At 60.6% G+C, this 20,101-nt stretch carries 16 protein-coding genes and 1 other RNA gene; 8 read left to right on the top strand and 9 right to left on the bottom strand.

The genetic code is table 11. The features are described from left to right. The first annotated feature begins 52 nt into the window (after positions 1–52). From VD17_RS29775 to VD17_RS29800, 6 genes are all read left to right on the top strand, one after another. Positions 53–2,503, top strand: a complete 2,451-nt coding sequence (locus VD17_RS29775) for a heavy metal translocating P-type ATPase (RefSeq protein ID WP_046056961.1) — start codon at positions 53–55, stop codon at positions 2,501–2,503. A 22-nt stretch (positions 2,504–2,525) separates the two neighbouring features. Then, positions 2,526–2,744 carry a cbb3-type cytochrome oxidase assembly protein CcoS gene (gene ccoS, locus VD17_RS29780; RefSeq protein ID WP_007905420.1) on the top strand — a complete coding sequence of 73 codons (219 nt, stop codon included), beginning with the start codon at positions 2,526–2,528 and terminating at the stop codon, positions 2,742–2,744. Further along, positions 2,737–3,420 (top strand): sulfite exporter TauE/SafE family protein, encoded by a 684-nt coding sequence (locus VD17_RS29785; protein ID WP_033055657.1) that lies wholly within the window; start codon positions 2,737–2,739, stop codon positions 3,418–3,420. The genes ccoS and VD17_RS29785 overlap by 8 nt, the downstream gene beginning before the upstream one ends. Positions 3,421–3,620: 200 nt before the next feature. After that, a complete protein-coding gene (gene hemN, locus VD17_RS29790; protein WP_046056969.1) occupies positions 3,621–5,003 on the top strand; it encodes an oxygen-independent coproporphyrinogen III oxidase in 1,383 nt (460 codons plus the stop codon). Positions 5,004–5,131: 128 nt separating this feature from the next. After that, the gene (fnr, locus tag VD17_RS29795; RefSeq protein WP_033055658.1) at positions 5,132–5,866 is read left to right on the top strand and encodes a fumarate/nitrate reduction transcriptional regulator Fnr; all 735 of its coding nucleotides are present in this window, start codon (positions 5,132–5,134) and stop codon (positions 5,864–5,866) included. Positions 5,867–5,945: 79 nt separating this feature from the next. Continuing rightward, positions 5,946–6,494, top strand: coding sequence for an adenine phosphoribosyltransferase (locus VD17_RS29800; protein ID WP_008146813.1), 549 nt, complete (start codon positions 5,946–5,948; stop codon positions 6,492–6,494). A gap of 118 nt (positions 6,495–6,612) precedes the next feature. On the opposite strand, the gene VD17_RS29805 is transcribed toward VD17_RS29800, so the two are convergent. The 5 genes from VD17_RS29805 to dnaX form a co-directional block, all read right to left on the bottom strand. Beyond that, positions 6,613–7,761: an acyl-CoA dehydrogenase family protein gene (locus tag VD17_RS29805; RefSeq protein WP_046056962.1), complete on the bottom strand. Its 1,149-nt coding sequence runs from the start codon at positions 7,759–7,761 to the stop codon at positions 6,613–6,615. A gap of 165 nt (positions 7,762–7,926) precedes the next feature. Beyond that, the gene (gene recR / locus VD17_RS29810; RefSeq protein WP_033055661.1) at positions 7,927–8,529 is read right to left on the bottom strand and encodes a recombination mediator RecR; all 603 of its coding nucleotides are present in this window, start codon (positions 8,527–8,529) and stop codon (positions 7,927–7,929) included. Positions 8,530–8,594: 65 nt separating this feature from the next. Beyond that, the gene (locus VD17_RS29815) at positions 8,595–9,629 is read right to left on the bottom strand and encodes an NADP-dependent oxidoreductase (protein ID WP_046056963.1); all 1,035 of its coding nucleotides are present in this window, start codon (positions 9,627–9,629) and stop codon (positions 8,595–8,597) included. Positions 9,630–9,902: 273 nt separating this feature from the next. Next, positions 9,903–10,241, bottom strand: a complete 339-nt coding sequence (locus tag VD17_RS29820) for a YbaB/EbfC family nucleoid-associated protein (RefSeq protein WP_008028561.1) — start codon at positions 10,239–10,241, stop codon at positions 9,903–9,905. A gap of 67 nt (positions 10,242–10,308) precedes the next feature. Further along, positions 10,309–12,393 (bottom strand): DNA polymerase III subunit gamma/tau, encoded by a 2,085-nt coding sequence (gene dnaX, locus VD17_RS29825; protein ID WP_046056964.1) that lies wholly within the window; start codon positions 12,391–12,393, stop codon positions 10,309–10,311. Between the two features lie 143 nt (positions 12,394–12,536). Between dnaX and VD17_RS29830 the strand changes: the two genes are divergently transcribed. Then, positions 12,537–13,286 carry a substrate-binding periplasmic protein gene (locus tag VD17_RS29830; RefSeq protein ID WP_046056965.1) on the top strand — a complete coding sequence of 250 codons (750 nt, stop codon included), beginning with the start codon at positions 12,537–12,539 and terminating at the stop codon, positions 13,284–13,286. A gap of 143 nt (positions 13,287–13,429) precedes the next feature. On the opposite strand, the gene VD17_RS29835 is transcribed toward VD17_RS29830, so the two are convergent. Next, the gene (locus VD17_RS29835; RefSeq protein WP_046056966.1) at positions 13,430–15,130 is read right to left on the bottom strand and encodes a putative bifunctional diguanylate cyclase/phosphodiesterase; all 1,701 of its coding nucleotides are present in this window, start codon (positions 15,128–15,130) and stop codon (positions 13,430–13,432) included. Positions 15,131–15,413: 283 nt separating this feature from the next. Here VD17_RS29835 and VD17_RS29840 point away from each other — a divergent pair, with 283 nt between their 5' ends. Beyond that, positions 15,414–15,728, top strand: coding sequence for a helix-turn-helix domain-containing protein (locus VD17_RS29840; protein ID WP_008146799.1), 315 nt, complete (start codon positions 15,414–15,416; stop codon positions 15,726–15,728). 182 nt (positions 15,729–15,910) lie between these two features. Here the strand turns inward: VD17_RS29840 and ffs are convergent. The 3 genes from ffs to ligA all read right to left on the bottom strand — a co-directional run bounded on the left by ffs (position 15,911) and on the right by ligA (position 20,016). After that, positions 15,911–16,007, bottom strand: an RNA gene (gene ffs, locus VD17_RS32030) — signal recognition particle sRNA small type. A 307-nt stretch (positions 16,008–16,314) separates the two neighbouring features. Continuing rightward, the gene (locus VD17_RS29845) at positions 16,315–17,481 is read right to left on the bottom strand and encodes a zinc-binding metallopeptidase family protein (protein WP_046056967.1); all 1,167 of its coding nucleotides are present in this window, start codon (positions 17,479–17,481) and stop codon (positions 16,315–16,317) included. Positions 17,482–17,658: 177 nt separating this feature from the next. Further along, complete coding sequence (ligA, locus tag VD17_RS29850; protein ID WP_046056968.1) at positions 17,659–20,016, bottom strand: NAD-dependent DNA ligase LigA; 2,358 nt, start codon at positions 20,014–20,016, stop codon at positions 17,659–17,661. Positions 20,017–20,101: the final 85 nt, after the last annotated feature.

A 20,101-nucleotide genomic window follows, 5' to 3' on the forward strand; every position in this document is an offset into this window, starting at 1 on the left:
CTCGACAGCTCCTACAGGGATGAGGCACTCCCGGACGATATCGATTTCACCCATGAACACCCAACTGTCCTGCTACCACTGCGCCCTGCCCGTCCCGGCCGGCAGCCGCTTCACCGCTGCCGTCCTCGGTGAAACCCGCGAGTTCTGCTGTCCGGGTTGTCAGGCCGTGGCCGAAGCCATTGTGGCCGGTGGACTGGAAACCTATTACCAGCATCGCAGCGAGTCATCGGCCAACCCTGAAGCGCTGCCGGTGCAGTTGGTGGACGAACTGGCGCTGTACGACCGTGCCGACGTGCAAGCCCCCTTCGTTCGCCACGAAGGCGAACTCGCCGAAACCACCCTGTTGATGGAAGGCATCAGTTGCGCCGCCTGCGGCTGGCTGATCGAGAAACACCTGCGTGGCTTGCCGGCGGTGGCCGAAGCGCGCCTGAACCTGTCCAACCATCGCCTGCACGTGCGCTGGGCCGATGCGCAACTGCCGCTGAGCCAGGTACTCAGCGAGTTGCGCCACATCGGTTACGCCGCACACCCCTATCAGGCCGACCGCGCCAGCGAACAACTGGCCAACGAAAACCGCCTGGCCCTGCGTCAACTCGGCGTGGCCGGGTTGCTGTGGTTCCAGGCGATGATGGCAACCATGGCCACCTGGCCGGAATTCAACATCGACCTCAGCCCCGAGCTGCACACCATCCTGCGTTGGGTCGCGCTATTTCTCACCACCCCAATCGTGTTTTACAGCTGCGCGCCGTTCTTCAAAGGCGCCATGCGTGACTTGCGCACCCGGCACCTGACCATGGACGTCTCGGTGTCGCTGGCGATTGGCAGTGCCTATATCGCCGGGATCTGGACCTCGATCACCGGCGTCGGTGAACTGTATTTCGATGCGGTCGGCATGTTCGCGCTGTTCCTGCTGGCCGGGCGTTATCTGGAACGTCGCGCCCGCGAACGCACCGCTGCCGCCACCGCACAGCTTGTAAACCTGCTGCCCGCCTCGTGCCTGCGCCTGAGTGCCGACGGCCAGAGCGAGCGGATCCTGCTCAGTGAACTGCGCGTCGGCGATCAGGTGCTGGTGCACCCCGGCGCGATCCTCCCGGCCGACGGCAAGATCCTCGATGGCCAGTCGAGCATCGACGAATCCCTGCTCACCGGCGAATACCTGCCACAACCGCGCACGCCGGGCGATGCCGTCACCGCTGGCACCCTGAACGTCGAAGGTGCGCTGACCGTGGAAGTCCTTGCTCTCGGCCAGGACACCCGACTGTCCGCCATCGTCCGCCTGCTGGACCGTGCTCAGGCCGAGAAGCCGCGGCTGGCGGAAATGGCCGACCGCGCCGCGCAATGGTTCCTGCTGCTGTCGCTGATTGCCGCTGCCGTCATCGGCCTGATCTGGTGGGAACTGGATGCTTCGCGAGCCTTCTGGATTGTGTTGGCGATGCTCGTTGCGACGTGCCCGTGCGCCTTGTCCCTGGCCACGCCGACCGCTCTCACTGCCGCCACCGGCACGCTGCACAAACTCGGTTTGCTGCTGACTCGCGGTCATGTACTGGAAGGCCTGAACCAGATCGACACGGTGATTTTCGACAAGACCGGCACGCTGACAGAAGGTCGCCTGGCCTTGCGTTCGATTCGCCCGCTCGGCGCGCTCAACAGCGATCAATGCCTGAGCCTCGCCGCCGCCCTGGAAAACCGTTCTGAACACCCCATCGCCCGCGCGTTTGGCCGGGCGCCGCTGGCCGCCGAAGAAGTCCACAGCACGCCCGGACTTGGCCTCGAAGGCTTGGTCGGTGAGCAACGCCTGCGCATCGGCCAACCGGGTTTTGTCTGTGAACTCAGTGGCGCTGCCGGGCCATCTATGCCGGATGAAGCTGGCCAATGGTTGCTGCTCGGCGACAGCCAGGGACCGTTGGCATGGTTTGTTCTCGACGACCGTTTGCGTGCCGACGCCCCCGCCCTGCTCGCCGCCTGCAAGGCTCGCGGCTGGCGCACGCTGCTGCTGTCCGGCGACAGCTCGCCGATGGTCGCCAGTGTCGCGGCGGAACTGGGCATCGATGAAGCCCGTGGCGGCTTGCGCCCGGACGACAAATTGCAGGTCCTGCAACAGCTGCACAAGGAAGGCCGCAAGGTGTTGATGCTCGGTGACGGGGTCAACGACGTGCCCGTGCTGGCCGCCGCCGACATCAGCGTGGCCATGGGCTCGGCCACCGACCTGGCGAAAACCAGTGCCGACGCCGTACTGCTGTCGAACCGCCTCGACGCATTGGTACAAGCCTTTAGCCTGGCTCGACGCACCCGCCGGGTAATCATCGAGAACCTGCTGTGGGCCGGGCTGTACAATGGCCTCATGTTGCCGTTCGCCGCCCTCGGCTGGATCACTCCGGTATGGGCCGCGGTCGGCATGTCCATCAGTTCGTTGACCGTGGTGCTGAACGCCCTGCGCCTGACTCGCCTGCCAAACACGCCTGCGGTCAGCGCCACGCCAGAAACCCGTCCGCTGCCGGCCTGAGCCGCGCGGGCATGGAGTCCAAATGCCAGCTCTCTACGTGATGATCCCGGCTGCGCTGCTGATCGTGGCCATCGCCATTTACATCTTCTTCTGGGCCGTCGACAGCGGTCAGTACGACGACCTCGACGGCCCGGCCCACAGCATCCTGTTTGACGACCAGGATCCGAACCACAAGGCCGCGGTGGACGAAGCCAGCGGTCATCCGGCCAAACCGGACGACAAGGCGCCACCCCATGCTTGAGTTGGCGCCGCTGCTGGTGTCTGCGGTGATCCTCGGTCTGCTCGGTGGCGGGCATTGCCTGGGCATGTGCGGCGGCTTGATGGGCGCGTTGACCCTGGCGATTCCCAAGGAGCAACGCAGCCGGCGTTTTCGACTGCTGCTGGCCTACAACCTGGGGCGAATTCTCAGCTATGCAACGGCCGGCCTGCTGATCGGCCTGGCCGGTTGGGCGGTGGCCAACAGCCCGGCGGCGATGTTCATGCGCGTCATCGCCGGATTGCTGTTGGTCGCCATGGGCCTGTACCTCGCTGGCTGGTGGAGCGGCCTGACCCGCATCGAAAGCCTCGGTCGCGGCCTGTGGCGACATATCCAGCCGGTTGCCAACAAACTGCTGCCGGTGTCGAGCGTCCCCCGCGCGCTACTGCTGGGCGCGCTCTGGGGCTGGCTGCCGTGCGGGTTGGTTTACAGCACCCTGCTGTGGTCGGCGAGTCAGGGCAATGCGCTGGACAGTGCGCTTTTGATGCTCGCGTTCGGGCTCGGCACCTGGCCGGTGTTGCTCGCCACAGGGTTGGCGGCTGAGCGGGTCACGGCGTTGTTGCGTAAACGTAGCGTGCGGATGACCGGCGGATTACTGGTGATCCTGTTCGGCATCTGGACATTGCCGGGGCCGCATCAGCATTGGCTCATGGGGCATTAGACCTGTGGCGCGCCCATCGCGAGCAAGCTCGCTCCCACAAGTTTTGTGAACACTGCAAATCCATGTGGGAGCGAGCTTGCTCGCGATGAGGCCCTCACTAACAACGCAAATCCTGACCGTTGACGCAAATCAAGATGCCCCATCGCGCCTCCCCCTAGACTCGCTGACACTGCCAGCCTATCCGGGGGAATGCCCGCATGATGCTCGACGCCATTCGTTGGGATACCGATCTGATCCGCCGTTACGACCTGGCGGGACCGCGCTACACCTCCTACCCGACCGCGGTGCAATTCGACGGTCAGGTCGGCACGTTTGACCTGTTTCACGCCCTGCGCGACAGCCGTAAAGCCCTGCGCCCATTATCGCTGTATGTGCACGTGCCGTTCTGCGCGAACATTTGCTACTACTGCGCCTGCAACAAAGTCATCACCAAGGACCGTGGCCGGGCTCTGCCCTATTTGCAACGCCTTGAGCAGGAAATCCAGCTGATCGCCTGCCACCTCGACCCCGCGCAAAAAGTCGAGCAACTGCATTTCGGCGGTGGCACCCCGACCTTTCTCAGTCACGATGAACTGCGCCAGTTGATGGCCCAGTTGCGCAAAAGCTTCAACTTGCTGGACGACGATTCCGGCGACTACGGCATCGAAATCGACCCTCGCGAAGCCGACTGGTCGACCATGGGCCTGCTCCGTGAACTGGGCTTCAACCGGGTCAGTATCGGCCTGCAAGACCTCGACCCGGCGGTGCAACGAGCGGTCAATCGCCTGCAAAGCCTGGAAGAAACCCGCGCGGTGATCGACGCCGCCCGCACGCTGCAGTTTCGCTCGATCAACATTGACCTGATCTACGGCTTGCCAAGGCAGACACCTGAGAATTTCGCCCGCACGGTCGATGAGGTGATCAACCTGCAACCGGACCGCCTCTCGGTGTTCAACTACGCGCACCTGCCGGAACGCTTCATGCCGCAACGGCGAATCAACAGCGACGAGCTGCCGACACCGGCGCAAAAACTGGAAATGCTCCAGAGCACCATCGAGCAGCTGACCCAGGCCGGTTACCGCTACATCGGCATGGACCACTTTGCGCTGCCCGACGATGAACTGGCGATTGCTCAGGAAGAATCGATCCTGCAACGCAACTTCCAGGGCTACACCACCCACGGTCATTGCGACCTGATTGGCCTGGGCGTGTCGGCCATCAGCCAGATCGGCGACTTGTATTGCCAGAACAGCAGCGACCTGAATCAGTACCAGAACACACTGGCCAGCGCGCAGCTGGCCACCAGCCGTGGTCTGCTGTGCAACGCCGATGACCGCCTGCGACGTGCGGTCATCCAACAACTGATCTGTAATTTCAGCCTGGAATTCGCCGAGATCGAACACGCCTTCAACATCGACTTTCAGGGTTACTTCGGCGAACTCTGGCCACAGTTGCAGGGAATGGCCGAAGACGGCCTAATCGAACTTGATAACGAACGGATCACTGTACTGCCCGCCGGACGATTGCTGGTGCGTTCAGTGTGCATGGTGTTCGACGCGTACCTGGAACAGCACAATCGCCAGCGGTTTTCGCGGGTGATCTAGCTATTACCTCACTGCCGGTCTGCTAAACGCTGACTTTACGACCCTGCGACAAAATCGCCGCGTGCCTGAATGTCCTTCCGTGGGTTACCCTTACGTCTTATGTGTGTTTTCCCACAAGGATTGAAGAAATGTCCGAGCCAGTAAAGCTGCGCGCTCATAGTCAGGCCCATTGCAAGGATTGCAGCCTGGCCCCCCTCTGCTTGCCACTTTCTTTGAATCTGGAAGACATGGATGCGCTGGACGAAATCGTTAAACGTGGCCGCCCGCTGAAAAAGGGCGAATTCCTGTTCCGCCAGGGCGACACCTTCGATTCCGTTTATGCAGTACGCTCGGGCGCCCTGAAGACCTTCAGCCTGAGCGATGGCGGCGAAGAACAACTCACCGGTTTCCACCTGCCCAGCGAACTGGTCGGCTTGTCGGGCATGGACACCGAAAAACACCCGGTCTCGGCGCAAGCCATGGAAACCACATCGGTGTGTGAAATCCCTTTCGAACGCCTCGACGAACTGGCAGTGCAACTGCCGCAACTGCGCCGTCAGTTGATGCGCGTGATGAGTCGCGAGATTCGCGACGATCAGCAAATGATGTTGCTGCTGTCGAAGAAAACCGCCGACGAGCGCATCGCCACGTTCCTGGTCAACCTGTCGGCCCGTTTCCGCGCACGGGGCTTCTCGGCCAACCAGTTCCGCCTGAGCATGTCGCGCAACGAAATCGGCAATTACCTGGGCCTGGCGGTGGAAACCGTGTCCCGGGTGTTCACGCGCTTCCAGCAAAACGAACTGATCGCGGCTGAAGGCAAGGAAATCCATATCCTCGACCCGATTCAGCTCTGCGCCCTGGCCGGCGGCTCGCTAGACGGCTGATTTCGGCGATGGCGGCTGAGCGAAACGGTTCAGCCGCCGTTATACTGCGTCGTTTGCAGCCTGCCAGGACACCTCGACGATGGTCTTCGACTCCTTCGACATCAAATCCCTCATCCGCCCTGTGATCGACTTTCCCAAGCCGGGCGTTATCTTTCGCGACATCACCCCCTTGTTCCAGTCGCCCACGGCCCTGCGCCTGGTGATGGACAGCTTCGCCCACCGTTATGTCGAGGCTGACTTCACCCACATCGGTGCGATGGACGCCCGTGGTTTTCTGATCGGTTCGGTCCTGGCCTATCAGCTGAACAAGCCGCTGGTGCTGTTCCGCAAGCAAGGCAAACTGCCGGCCGACGTGCTGGCCGAGGGGTATGCGACCGAATACGGCGAAGCCTTCCTCGAAGTCCACGCTGACAGCCTGTGCGAGGGCGATTCGGTGGTGATGTTCGATGACCTGATCGCCACGGGCGGGACGCTGATTGCGGCAGCGAACCTGGTTCGACGCATGGGCGCGCGGGTTCACGAAGCGGCAGCGATCATTGATTTGCCGGAATTGGGCGGGTCGCAGCGTTTGGAAGATATGGGGATTCCTACGTTCTGCCTGACGCAGTTTGCGTTGTCTGATAAATAGGCGGCGTCTGGGCTGACGCTATCGCGAGCAAGCTCGCTCCCACAGTGGATTTGCGGCGATCACAAAACCCCTGTGGGAGCGAGCTTGCTCGCGATAGCGTCAGCCGCTACACCGCCGATTAAAGCCCCATCTGTTTGCTGATGATCTCGTTCATCACTTCTCGCGTACCGCCACCGATCGAAAGAATGCGGTTATCGCGGTACAGCCGCTCCACCAGGCTCTCACGCATGTAGCCGAGACCACCCAGAATCTGCACCGCATCCGTGGTGATCCGATCAGCCGTGTCGGTAGCAAAATTCTTGGCCATGGAAATCTCTTTGATCACATTCTGCCCCGCCGCCATTTTCGCCGCCTGTCGGTAGGTGAATTCCCGTGACACTTCCAGCGCCGTGGCCATTTCGGCGAGGCGATGCTTGAGCACTTGAAATTTGCCGATGGGTTTACCGAACGCTTCACGTTGACGAGCCCATTTCAGGCTCTCTTCCAGCGCCAGTTGCGCGGTCATGTTGGCCATTAGCGCCAGCGCCAGGCGCTCGCTCTGGAAATTACCCATGATGCAGGCGAAGCCCATGTTTTCGCCGCCAATCAGATTTCCTGCCGGCACCCGACATTCGTCGAAGAACAGTTCGGCAGTGTCCGACGCCCACCAACCCATTTTCTTCAACTGACGACCGACGGTGAAGCCGGGCGTGCCCTTCTCGATCAACAGCAGGCTGATGCCACCGAAACCCGGCGCGCCGGTACGCACCGCGACAGTGTAGAAATCCGCGCGGACGCCACTGGTGATAAAGGTTTTGCTGCCGCTGACCCGGTAAAAGTCGCCGTCACGCACGGCGCGGGTTTGCAGGTTGGCGACGTCGGAGCCACCACCGGGCTCGGTCACGGCCAGGGCGCTGATCTTCTCGCCGGCGAGCACCTGAGGCACAACGCGATCGCGGACTTCAGGCCTGGCCCACTTGAGGATCGGCGGCAGGCCGATGTCCAGCGAGCCGAGCCCTGCCACCAGACCGCCGGAGCCACAGCGCATCAGCTCTTCGCTGGCGGCGACCTTGGCGAACAGATCCCCTTCATGACTGCCCCCCAAGGCTTCGGGGTAACCGATCCCCAGAATCCCCGCCCCGCCAGCCTTGAGGTAGAGCTCGCGGGGAAAGCTTTCGGCTTCTTCCCACTGGTCGATGTCCGGCAAGATCTCGCGCTCGACGAAGCGTCTGACGCTGTCGCGGACCAATTGGTGGCTGGGGTCGAAGTATTCCTGAATGGCAGGCATCGGCGAACTCCACTGAAGGTTCAGCGAAGTTAACCGAGCGCTTGCTTGGCTTTCAAGTTGAGGAGTGTTGGAAGATCAAAAGATCGCAGCCTTCGGCAGCTCCTACAGGTGTAAACCGATCCCATGTAGGAGCTGCCGAAGGCTGCGATCTTTTGCTTTTAGCAATTACAGAGCGATCGGCTTACGCCCGGCAAACGAATGCGCCAACGTCCCGCCATCCACCAATTCCAGCTCGCCACCCAATGGCACGCCATGGGCAATGCGCGAGGCGATCAGGCCTTTGTTGCTGAGCAATTGCGCAATGTAATGGGCTGTCGCCTCACCTTCCACGGTCGGGTTGGTCGCGAGAATGACTTCAGTGAACGTGCCTGCCTCTTCGATCCGCGCCAGCAGTTGCGGGATACCGATGGCTTCCGGGCCGAGTCCGTCAAGTGGCGACAGATGGCCCTTGAGCACGAAGTAGCGACCACGGAAACCGGTCTGCTCCACCGCGTAGACGTCCATCGGTCCTTCCACCACGCAGAGCAAGGTGTCGTCGCGACGGGTATCGGCGCATTGCGGGCAGAGGTCGTCTTCGGTGAGCGTGCGACACAACCGACAGTGACCCACCCCTTCCATGGCCTGGCTCAGTGCCAGGGCCAATCGCGAGCCGCCGCTGCGATCACGCTCGAGCAGCTGCAACGCCATGCGTTGGGCAGTTTTCTGACCCACACCTGGCAAAATTCGCAGGGCGTCGATCAGTTGGCGAATCAAAGGGCTGAAGCTCATGGGGAAAAGTCCGACAAAACAACGAGACGCGGTTTATACCCGCGCCTCTGTTTAGCGTCAATTACTCAGTCCTCGGCGACCCGCACAACCAGTTTGCCGAAGTTGCGTCCTTCCAGCAGACCGATGAACGCTTCAGGTGCTTGCTCCAGGCCGTCGACCACGTCTTCACGGAACTTCACCTTGCCGTCGCGCACCCACGGGGCAATGGCGCTGAAGAATTCCGGCTGACGATCGCCGTAGTCGTCGAACACGATGAAGCCCTGGATTCGCACACGCTTGGTCAGCAGCGTTCGCTGCAATTGCGGCAGACGATCCGGGCCGGTCGGTGCTTCTTGAGCGTTGTAGGAGGCGATCAGACCGCAGAGTGGAATTCGCGCCTTGGGATTGAGCAACGGCAGCACGGCATCGAACACCTTGCCACCGACGTTTTCGTAATAGATGTCGATGCCGTCGGAGCACGCCTTGGCCAATTCATCGGCAAAGTTCGGGCTCTTATGATCGATGCAAGCATCAAAACCCAGCTCCTCGACCACATAACGGCACTTGTCCGCGCCACCGGCCACGCCGACCACCCGCAAGCCCTTGATCTTAGCCACCTGACCGACCACCGAACCCACGGCGCCGGAGGCAGCCGCAACCACCAGGGTTTCGCCGGCCTTGGGCTGGCCGATGTCCATCAGGCCCATATACGCGGTCATTCCGGGCATGCCTAACACGCCCAACGCCATTGACGGACTCGGCAGCCCGGACGGCACCGGAATGATGTTGCGCCCGTCGCTGAGGCTGTGGCTCTGCCAACCGGTAGAACCGACCACCAGATCACCTTCCTGGAATTTCGGACTCAGCGAGCGCTCGACCCGGCTGACAGCGCCACCGGTCATCACCTCGCCGATTTCCACCGGTGCGGCGTAGGACGGCGCGTCGCTCATGCGTCCGCGCATGTAGGGATCGAGTGACAGGTAAAGGGTCTTGAGCAGCACATGACCGTCGGCCAGGTCCGGCAGCGCAACGCGCTCCAGACGGAAATTCTCCGGCGTCGGCGCGCCTACCGGGCGGGACGCCAGGACGATACGTTGGTTGAGGGTCAATGCTTGTGGCATGTGAGCTTCTCCTTTTGATCGATGAATTCGGCGGTATAGGGAGCAGACCGTTGTGGCGGTATGGCGTTCGATGTTTCTTCTCTGGTGCGAGTGGACTTCATCGCGAGCAAGCTCGCTCCCACATTTGATTTGTGTACGCCGCAGATCCCCTGTGGGAGCGAGCTTGCTCGCGATGGCGGCGTCACAGACACCATAGATCCAACAGTCAGAAACAAAAATGCCAGGCGCGATGCCTGGCATTTTTTTGTAGCCCATCCGACGCGCTTTGGCGAATCAGAATGGCAGTTTCATACCCGGCGGCAGTTGCATGCCAGCGGTCATGCCGGACATTTTGTCCTGGCTGTTGGCTTCGATTTTGCGCACGGCATCGTTGACGGCGGCGGCGAACACAGCCTCCAGCATCTCTTTGTCGTCTTCGCTCAAGCCTTCGACCAGGCTTGGATCGATGGTCACGCGCTTGACGTCGTGACGACCGGTCATCACCACGGTGACCATATCGCCACCGGCTTTACCGGTGACTTCGGCGTTGGCCAGTTCTTCCTGCATCTTGGCCATTTTTTCCTGCATCTGCTGTGCCTGCTTCATCAGGCCGGCCATGCCACCTTTCATCATGGGAATCACCTCAAAAGTACTTGGATAAATACAGCGCCCGGCCCTTTCGGCCGAACGCCTTCAGTTATTAGCCCTGAGTGACCAGGGTCTCGACAGGTTCAATAGTATCGTTACGGACCACCGCACCGAACTGCTGCATCATTTGCTGGATGAACGGATCACCGTGGATCGACTCTTCGGCCTCGCGCTGACGGTTCGCACGGCGCCGGGACGCGGCCTGGGCCGGGGTTTCCTGCTCGGGCTTGATCAGCTCCATGCTCAGGTTCAGCGTACGCCCATGAAACTGGTTCAACGCATCGTTCAAGCGACGCTGTTGAGTCGAGTTGAACAGCGCGCTGTGAGCCGGGTCCAGGTGCATTAGCCAGTTGTCACCGTCGACGGCGATCAGCGTGCAGTTGGCGGCGATGCTGCCGGTCATGCCGGAGATCGGCAATTTCGGGAACAACTCCAGCCATTGCGCCGCCAGACCGGTGGCCGGCATGGCGGCCGGTTCAGGCTCGGCTTCCGGCGTTGGCTCGGCGGTGTGTTCGCTGGCCAGTTCATCGAGGTAGCTGTACGCCGACTCCATATCCGGCTCGATGTAGTCCTCGTCCAGCGGCGGCTCGTCGTCCAGGTCCATGCCCGGCGTCGCGGCATCGACTTCGGCCACCGACGGCTCCGGAATCGGCGCAGCGACCCACTCTGGTGCGTCCGGCACCACACTGTCGGGGGTCGGCAACGGCATCGGCGCCAATTCGGGTTGTTCGCTGGCCGTTTCCAGCACCGGCTCGACGGCGGGTTGCTGAACGACCTCGGGTTCGATCGAGTCGTTCCACGGCAGATCGACGACGGGTTCGACCGCTACCGCCTCAACGACAGGCTCGAACACGACGACAGGTGCAACTGGCTCAGGCTCGGGCGCTTGCACTGGAGCAACCACCGCCGCAACTGGCGCAGGCACGACGGGTGCAACTGCCGCAGCGACTACCGGCGCAATAACGGGCGCGGCAGCCACAGAATTTGCGGAATCAACTGTGGCTTGGCTGATCCCCACTGGCTTTAGCGGTTGCCTCGGAGTGTCCGTGGTGTCTGCTGGGCGGAATGCGAGCATCCGCAGCAACACCATTTCGAAGCCACCTCGCGGGTCCGGCGCCAGCGGCAAGTCGCGGCGACCGATCAGGCCCATCTGGTAATAGAACTGCACGTCTTCGGCCGGCAAGGCCTGGGCCAGCGCCAGCACCCGGTCACGGTCGCCATGTCCGTTGTCGACGCCTTCAGGCAGGGCCTGGGCGATGGCGACACGGTGCAGCACGTTGAGAATTTCCGAGAGCACGCCGTTCCAGTCCGGGCCTTGCTCGGCCAGATGACGGACGGCTTCGAGCAAGGCCTTGGCGTCGCCTTCGATCAGCGCATGCAGAACGTCGTAGACCTGACCGTGATCGAGCGTGCCGAGCATCGCCCGTACGTCGGCGGCCATGACTTTGCCTTCACCGAAGGCAATCGCCTGGTCGGTCAGGCTCATGGCGTCGCGCATCGAACCGTCGGCAGCACGACCCAGCAGCCACAGCGCGTCGTCTTCGAACGGCACGTTCTCGACCCCCAGCACATGGGTCAAATGCTCGACCACACGCTCCGGTGTCATGTTCTTCAGAGAGAACTGCAGGCACCGCGAAAGAATGGTTGCAGGAAGTTTCTGCGGATCGGTCGTCGCCAGGATGAACTTGACGTAGGGCGGCGGCTCTTCAAGGGTTTTCAACAGCGCATTGAAGGAATGGCTGGAGAGCATGTGCACTTCGTCGATCAGGTAGACCTTGAAGCGCCCGCGGCTCGGCGCGTACTGCACGTTGTCGAGCAGTTCGCGGGTGTCTTCGACCTTGGTCCGGCTCGCGGCGTCGATCTCGATCAGGTCGACGAAGCGGCCCTCATCGATCTCGCGGCACACCGAGCACTCGCCGCAAGGTGTTGAAGTGATACCTGTTTCACAGTTCAGGCATTTGGCGATGATCCGCGCGATGGTGGTCTTGCCGACCCCGCGGGTACCGGTAAACAGATAGGCGTGGTGCAGCCGCTGGCTGTCCAAGGCATTGATCAGAGCCTTGAGCACATGGGTCTGGCCGACCATTTCGCGGAACGAGCGCGGACGCCATTTACGTGCAAGAACCTGATAACTCATCGAAAACCGTCGCAACGAAGGAACAGAAGCGGCTAATGCTAGCGGAGCAAGGCCAAAATTGCATCCGGTGCGCTCGTCTAATCTGGCTAAGATGGTCTTGGGGGGCTTTTATCGGCTCGGGGTTTATCAGCACCGGAGCGTTTATGCGGCTGGTTTTGGGGGCACTGCTGTTCATCAGCCTGAATGTCGCTGACGCCGAGCCGCCATTGCGCTTCGTGGTGCCCGACAGTTGGGCGATGCCGATGGTGCAACTGGACCGCGGCCACCCCACCCAAGGCATCCTGCACGACGTGATGATCAGCCTCGCGACCCAGGTCGGCGTGCCGGCCGAATTTCACGTGCTGCCTCGCACGCGAGTGCAAAACGCCATGGAGCACGGCGAAGTCGATATCCGCTGCTATGCGGCGCAGTCCTGGCAGCCGAATCAGTCCGGGGACTACATCTGGAGCATTCCACTTTGGTTTCAGCGCGACCTGCTGATCAGCCGACCAGATCCGCTGACCTCGGTGACGCTTGCGGACTTGCCGCGACAATCCATCGGCACGGTACTCGGCTACAGCTACCCGACCCTGCAACCGCTGTTCGACGCCGACCGACTGAATCGCGAAGACGCACGCAACCAGGAACAAGTGCTGGAAAAACTCCTGGCCGGACGCTATCACTACGCCGTGAGCAATCAATGGGCGCTGGACTGGTTCAATCAGCGCCTGCTGCCTGACCGGCAACTGCAAGGCGTGGCGGTTTTGCAGGAGCAGAGTGTCGGTTGTTATGTGCGCAACGATCCCAAGGTGCCTGTGCAGCGCATTTTGCGCACCTTGGTGCGAATGAAAATGTCCGGGGAAATCGATGACATTATCCGGCTCTATATAGGTTCCGAGCCCGGCACACCCTAAGCTATTCCTCTGATCGACACGAGACCATTGTGGGAGCGAGCCTGCTCGCGACAGCGGTATGTCAGTTACCTTCAATGTTGAATGTCAGACCGCTATCGCGAGCAAGCTCGCTCCCACATGGGCTCGGTGTCGATCACAAAACTTCAGACTGCCTGCTCCAGCACCTGCCATTGCGCCGGTGCGACAAAACCTTCGACCCAGCCCGGCACCTCGGCAGGCGGCATCGGCCGGGCAATGAAATAGCCTTGAGCAACTTCGCAGCCCAGGCGCAGCAGCAATTCACCGTGCTCGATACTTTCCAGCCCTTCGGCAATCACCTGCCGACCAAAGGCCCGAGCCAGCCCAATGACCGCCATGGTCAAGGCCAGATCATCCCGATCTCTAAGGATGTCACGCACGAACGACTTGTCGATCTTGATGGTTTGGGTTTGCAAACGCTTGAGGTAGCTCAGGGACGAATAACCGGTGCCAAAGTCCCCCAGTGAAAACTGCACCCCCAGCGCCTGACAGGCCTCTAAACAGGCGCTGACATGCTGAATGTTCTCGATCGCCACCGACTCGACGATTTCCAGATCGAGCATCTGCGGCGCCACTTGGGCATGCCGGGCGAGCACGTGCTTGAGCCGGTCGACGAAATCCGCGCGCTGGAAATGTCGTGCCCCAATATGAATGCTGACTGGCCAGCCCTGCCCCGCTTGCTGCCAATGGTGCACCTGCGACAGGACCTGATCCATTACCCATTCACCGATATCGACGATCAGGTCCGTTTCTTCCACCAGCGGCAAAAACTCCCGGGCCGGCACCATGCCGTGTTGCGGATGCTCCCAACGCAACAACGCCTGAAAGCCGACAACCTCGCCACGGCGCATGTTCACCTTGGGCTGGAAATGCACACGCAACTCACCGGCAGCCAGCGCCTGGCGAACTCGCTCGACCGTCTGGTGAGTGGCCTTGACCTCCTGATCCCGGGACACGTCGAACAAATGGAAGCGATTGCGACCGCTTTGTTTCGCCACGTACATGGCCTGATCGGCATGACGTAACAGCGTTTCGGCATCTTGATTGTCGTGGGGGAACAGGGTGACACCGATACTGGCAAACACATTGATGCCCTTGCCATGCAGCAAGTACGGCGCCGAAATGGCGCCGAGCACCCGGTTCAACGCCGCACGCAGCTCTGGCAGATCTCGCACGTATCGCAACACCAGCACAAACTCGTCACCGGCCAACCGCGCCACCACATCTTCGCCGCGCACAATGGAGCGTAAACGCTTGGCCACCTCGACCAACAGCAGATCGCCACTGGCATGCCCGTAGCCATCGTTGACCGCTTTGAAGCCGTCGAGATCGAGCATGCATACCGCCAGCGGGATGTTTTCGTGACGGGAGAACTCCAGCGCCTGATCCAGCAAATCCGAGAGGAACGCGCGATTCGGCAACCCGGTCAGCACGTCATGCCCCACCCGCCATTGCAGTGAATGCAGCAATTGGTGTTTTTCGCTGATGTCGAAGCGGATCGAAAGATAACGGTTAACCCGCCCGGTAGCGTCATCGAGCACCGGCACCATGGTGCTGTCGACCCAATACAGGCTGCCGTCCTTGGCGCGATTACAAATCTCGCCTTTCCAGACCTTGCCCAAGGCGATGGTGCGCCACATGGCCGCGAAGAAATCGGCGGAGTGCAGACCGGAGTTGAGGAGACGATGATTCTGTCCGAGCAGTTCTTCGCGGCTATAGCCGGACACGGCACAGAACTGATCGTTGACGTGGGTGATCCGGCCGCTCAGATCGGTCTCGGAAAAAATCGCGGCAGCATCCACGGCCCTGCGGTATTTCTCATCCATGAGTCAGGCTCGCTGTGGCTAGCGGTGATACCGCTCGACCAGTGCAGGATGCCCGGAAGAGATGTTTTTATAGGTAATGCGCAGCAACACGATATCACTCCATGAACAGTGTTTGATGACCTCCTGACAGCAGAGATCAACTAACCTAAAAGACCCAAAATATCCATTTTGATCGGCGATTCTACGAAAGGCATCACATTTTGCAAAGCAAGGTGATGGATCATGCAGTTGTCTAATGCAAAAATCTATCGTTAAGTTCTTGATTCTAAATGGGAATTAAGCGATGCAAATTTCAAGTTTGGGTGCGGCCATTCGGCGCTACCGCAAGGTCGCTGGGCTTACTCAGGCTGAACTCGGCGAAAAGACCGGTTTTGACCCCAAAACCATCAGCCGCTTCGAAACCGGCACCTACACCCCCAGCGTGGAAGCCTTGTTCCTGTTTGCCGATGTGCTGGGTGTCAAGCTGAAAGCCTTTTTCGCAGATTTAGGCGATGAAGATGAACAGCGGGCGTATCTGTTCGGTGTCATACATAAAGCCACCCCGAAGGATCTGGGAAAGCTGATTGCAGCGGTTGACCAGGCCTTGTCCAAGCCTTAGCGCCAGAAACAAAAAAGGAGGCCGAGCTGTCGCATTCGACGGCTCGGCCTCCTTTAATATGTTCGCCCTGAAAACCGGAAACGAAAAAACACCGCCCTGGACAAGATCCTTGGCAGAGCAACAAAAATGTATTTTTTAGACAGATAACGCGAGAGAGGACTCGCGGTGCGTTATGGAGGCAACCCCACCAGCCACACCCCGGCACACAATGTTCCCGCTGTGGCTGCTTCCTTCCGGATCTGACCAGGTTCACGGGTAATCGTTGCGGGGGGACCGATGGGGTCACCATAACGACGCTCACCTGACGGCGAGCCGCGCCATTGTACCTATCTGAGACGAAGTTACAACCGTTCGGGCGGATTAAAAATATGAATCAGGTCAAGGACATGCACAGGACGCGAAACACCACTGCCCGTAGCAGCTGTCGAGCCTGCGAGGCTGCGTTCGGCTGCGCAGCAGTCGCCGATCCGAAACTCGTGAAATTCACCCGAAAAACGGCGCTGCCTGATTTTACGACTGCTGCGCAGCCGAACGCAGCCTCGCAGGCTCGACAGCTGCTACGAGTAAATGCAGCGTTAAGTAGACTCTACAAGTCTTGCAACACATCATCCGCCCGGCCGCCCTCCTGCTGGATCACCAGGTGGATGAAGTGCAGCTTGGCGATGACTGCCGGCGGCAGGACGAACGGATAGAAATCCGGCTGCCCCATACTGCGAGACAGTTCATTGAGCATGCCTGCCAGTTCGATCCACGCATTGACGAATGACAGGAACGCCGCGCCGCCGGGATGCTGCGGGTCGTAGAGAGTGCTGGTCGGAAATGGCTTGTAGTCGAAGTCCATTTCCCGCGCACTCATGCCAAACCCCAACGCCGTATCCACCGCGTCCATCATGTGCAAGTAGTGAGCCCAGGTTTCGGCCCAGTCCTCCCACGGGTGCATGGTTGCGTAGGCGCTGACGTAATGTTGCTGCCAGTCGAGCGGCGCGCCTTGCTGGTAATGCCGTTCGAGGGCGTCGGCATAGCTGGCGCGCTCGTCGCCGAACAGGCCGCGGAACGGTTCCAGCCAATGGCTGTTGGCGATCAACCGATCCCAGTAGTAATGCCCGACCTCATGACGAAAGTGCCCGAGCAGCGTGCGATAAGGTTCGTGCATCTGCACCCGAATCTGCTCGCGATGAGCGTCGTCGGCTTCTTTGATATCGAGGGTGATCAAACCGTTGGCGTGACCCGTGGTTGGCGGTTTGCCTTCGAGGTCGACACCGATGAAATCGAAAGCCAGGCCCGCCTCTTCGTCCACGGTTTTGGGAATCACCTGCAAACCCAGGCTGACCAACTGTGCGACCAGGCGCCGCTTGGCCGTTTCGACCTTGCGCCAGCGTTCGTGGTTTTCGGCAATCGACAGGTCGGGGATGGTGTGGTTCAGGCTACAGGCGATGCATAGCGCATCGTGGTCATTGGCGGGCAGCAGCCAATTGCACGCGGCCGGGGAATCGAGGTTGGCGCAGCGGCGCAAGACACCGGCTTCGGGATCGGCGTCGAGCAACCAGGTATCAACCTGCACGCCGGGCTGCAGCGACGACAGGCGACTCTGCTCCGGTTGATAACCCAACGCCGCCGAACACGCCAGGCACTGGCTGTTGCGAAAAAACAGCGACTGCCCGCAGCGGCACTGCCAGACCTTGCTGTTACGCGAGCTTTCGCCGATGAAGGGCGCGGCAATGCGTGTACTGAGCTGTTCGAAGAAGCGGTACATGGCGATCTCTCCCTGGGGCTTGCCAAGACTAGATCATTGCCGTGCGAAGATCGTTCCCGTGTTTTGCTTGGGCAAAATCAAAAGATCGCAGCCTCGTTTCACTCGACAGCTCCTACAGAGGGCTCGCGTCCCAATGTAGGAGCTGTCGAGTGAAACGAGGCTGCGATCTTGGCGATCTTAAACGTCGATACCGTGCGCCTTCAGAAACGCGACAAACGCCTCTTCATCCAGAACCTTCAACCCCAACTCATTGGCCTTGGCCAGCTTGGAGCCAGCACCCGGCCCGGCGACCACACAATGGGTCTTTGCCGATACCGAGCCCGCCACCTTGGCACCAAGGCTTTCGAGTTTGTCCTTGGCGATGTCGCGGCTCATCAACTCCAGCGAACCGGTCAGCACCCAGGTCTGCCCGGCCAGCGGCAAGCCTTCAACGACTTTCTTCTCGCTCTGCCAGTGCATGCCGAAATCGCGTAACTGTTTCTCGGCGGCTTCAGCAATTTGACGATGTTGCGCAACCGCAAAGAATTCCCGAACCGAAGTAGCCTGCTTCTCCGGCAGCGCCTGGCGCATATCCAGCCAGTCGGCGCTGAAAACCCCTTCAAGCGAACCAAACTTGTCCGCCAGTTTCTGCGCCCCACCCGGCCCCACCGAAGGGATGTGCAACTTGTCGAGGAAACCACCCAACGTGGTACTGGCAGCAAACTCGGCGCCCAGCTCACCCTGATCCTGAATCTGCAGCCCGTGCTTGAGCAGGTCCTTGATCACCTGCTGGTTATGCGCGTCTTCAAAGAAGCTGTGAATCTCGTGAGCCACTTCCAGGCCAACGTCCGGCAAGTACGTGAGCACTTGCGGCAACGCCTGCTGAACCCGCTCCAGCGAGCCAAGAGAGCGCGCCAGCACCTTGGCCGTCTCTTCGCCGACATCGGGAATCCCGAGGGCGTAGATGAAGCGTGCCAGGCTCGGTTTCTTGCTGTCTTCAATGGCGCTGAGCAGGTTCTTGCTCGACAGCTCGGCAAAACCTTCCAGATCGACGATTTGCTCGAACGTCAGGGCATAAAGATCGGCCGGCGAATTGACCAGACCTTCATCCACCAATTGTTCGACGCTCTTCTCACCCAGGCCTTCAATGTCCATGGCACGACGGGAGACGAAGTGAATGATTGCCTGCTTGAGTTGCGCACCGCAGGCCAGACGACCGACGCAGCGGTACACCGCGCCTTCGCTGACGGTCTCGCGACCTTTGCTGCGTTTGACCAGTTGCGTGCGCTCGACATGCGAGCCGCAGACCGGGCACTGCTCGGGAATCTGTACTGGCCGTGCGTTGTCCGGACGTCGCTCGATGACCACTTGCACCACCTGCGGAATCACATCGCCGGCGCGGCGAATGATCACGGTGTCGCCGATCATCAGGCCCAGACGCGCCACTTCGTCCATGTTGTGCAGCGTTGCGTTGGCCACGGTGACACCGGCCACCTTGACCGGCTTCAAGCGCGCCACAGGCGTCACTGCACCCGTGCGCCCGACCTGGAATTCCACGTCGAGCAATTCAGTGAGTTCTTCCATGGCAGGGAATTTGTGCGCGATCGCCCAGCGCGGTTCACGAGCACGGAAGCCCAGCTCACGCTGAGAGGCGATGCTGTTGACCTTGAACACCACGCCGTCGATTTCGTAGGGCAGCGAATTTCGTCGCTCACCAATGTCACGGTAGTAATCCAGACATTCATCAATGCCGTGAGCCAGTTTCAACTCATGACTGATCGGCATGCCCCAGGCTTTGAGTTGCTGCAGATTGCCAATGTGCGTATCAGCAATATCGGCCGAAATCTGACCGATGCCATAGCAGCAGAACTCCAGCGGACGGTTGGCCGTGATCTTCGAATCGAGCTGGCGCAAGCTGCCCGCCGCCGCGTTGCGCGGATTGGCGAAGGTCTTGCCGCCGACTTCCAGCTGCGTGGCGTTGAGACGCTCAAAACCGGCCTTGGACATGAACACTTCGCCGCGTACTTCCAGGGTCGCCGGCCAGCCAGTACCGTGCAGCTTGAGTGGAATGTTGCGCACGGTACGGACGTTGACGCTGATGTCTTCGCCGGTGGTGCCGTCGCCGCGAGTCGCGCCGCGCACCAGCACGCCGTCCTGATACAGCAAGCTGACCGCCAGGCCATCGAGTTTGGGTTCACAGCTGTATTCCACCGCCGCCCCGCCGCCAAACAAGTCGCCGACCGGCAGGTCGAGACCTTCCGTTACCCGGCGATCGAACTCGTGCATGTCGGTTTCTTCGAAGGCGTTGCCGAGGCTGAGCATCGGCACTTCGTGACGCACCTGAGTGAACGCCGACAGCGCCGCGCTGCCGACACGCTGGGTCGGCGAGTCGCTGGTGATCAGTTCGGGATGGGCCGCTTCGAGGGCCTTGAGCTCATTGAACAACCGATCGTATTCGGCGTCCGGAATGCTCGGCTCGTCCAGCACGTGGTAGCGATAGTTGTGCTGATCCAGCTCAGCACGCAGCTCTAGAATGCGGTTTTTGGCGGCGGTCATGGGTGTTCTCTCATAAAGCAAAAGAGCAGCCGAGGCTGCTCAATCTCATATCATCAGAATCAAGAGATCGCAGCCTCGTTTCACT

This window comes from Pseudomonas fluorescens (assembly GCF_000968015.1).
Taxonomy (GTDB): Bacteria; Pseudomonadota; Gammaproteobacteria; order Pseudomonadales; family Pseudomonadaceae; genus Aquipseudomonas; species Aquipseudomonas fluorescens_W.

Coding starts and splice junctions, on each gene's coding strand:
- VD17_RS29830 (WP_046056965.1), top strand. CDS start 12,537: ATGCGGCTGGTTTTGGGGGCACTGCTGTTCATCAGCCTGAATGTCGCT.
- VD17_RS29840 (WP_008146799.1), top strand. CDS start 15,414: ATGCAAATTTCAAGTTTGGGTGCGGCCATTCGGCGCTACCGCAAGGTC.
- VD17_RS29815 (WP_046056963.1), bottom strand. CDS start 9,629: ATGCCACAAGCATTGACCCTCAACCAACGTATCGTCCTGGCGTCCCGC.
- VD17_RS29805 (WP_046056962.1), bottom strand. CDS start 7,761: ATGCCTGCCATTCAGGAATACTTCGACCCCAGCCACCAATTGGTCCGC.
- VD17_RS29835 (WP_046056966.1), bottom strand. CDS start 15,130: ATGGATGAGAAATACCGCAGGGCCGTGGATGCTGCCGCGATTTTTTCC.
- VD17_RS29820 (WP_008028561.1), bottom strand. CDS start 10,241: ATGATGAAAGGTGGCATGGCCGGCCTGATGAAGCAGGCACAGCAGATG.
- recR (WP_033055661.1), bottom strand. CDS start 8,529: ATGAGCTTCAGCCCTTTGATTCGCCAACTGATCGACGCCCTGCGAATT.
- VD17_RS29800 (WP_008146813.1), top strand. CDS start 5,946: ATGGTCTTCGACTCCTTCGACATCAAATCCCTCATCCGCCCTGTGATC.
- ligA (WP_046056968.1), bottom strand. CDS start 20,016: ATGACCGCCGCCAAAAACCGCATTCTAGAGCTGCGTGCTGAGCTGGAT.
- VD17_RS29775 (WP_046056961.1), top strand. CDS start 53: ATGAACACCCAACTGTCCTGCTACCACTGCGCCCTGCCCGTCCCGGCC.
- fnr (WP_033055658.1), top strand. CDS start 5,132: ATGTCCGAGCCAGTAAAGCTGCGCGCTCATAGTCAGGCCCATTGCAAG.
- ccoS (WP_007905420.1), top strand. CDS start 2,526: ATGCCAGCTCTCTACGTGATGATCCCGGCTGCGCTGCTGATCGTGGCC.
- dnaX (WP_046056964.1), bottom strand. CDS start 12,393: ATGAGTTATCAGGTTCTTGCACGTAAATGGCGTCCGCGCTCGTTCCGC.
- hemN (WP_046056969.1), top strand. CDS start 3,621: ATGCTCGACGCCATTCGTTGGGATACCGATCTGATCCGCCGTTACGAC.
- VD17_RS29845 (WP_046056967.1), bottom strand. CDS start 17,481: ATGTACCGCTTCTTCGAACAGCTCAGTACACGCATTGCCGCGCCCTTC.
- VD17_RS29785 (WP_033055657.1), top strand. CDS start 2,737: ATGCTTGAGTTGGCGCCGCTGCTGGTGTCTGCGGTGATCCTCGGTCTG.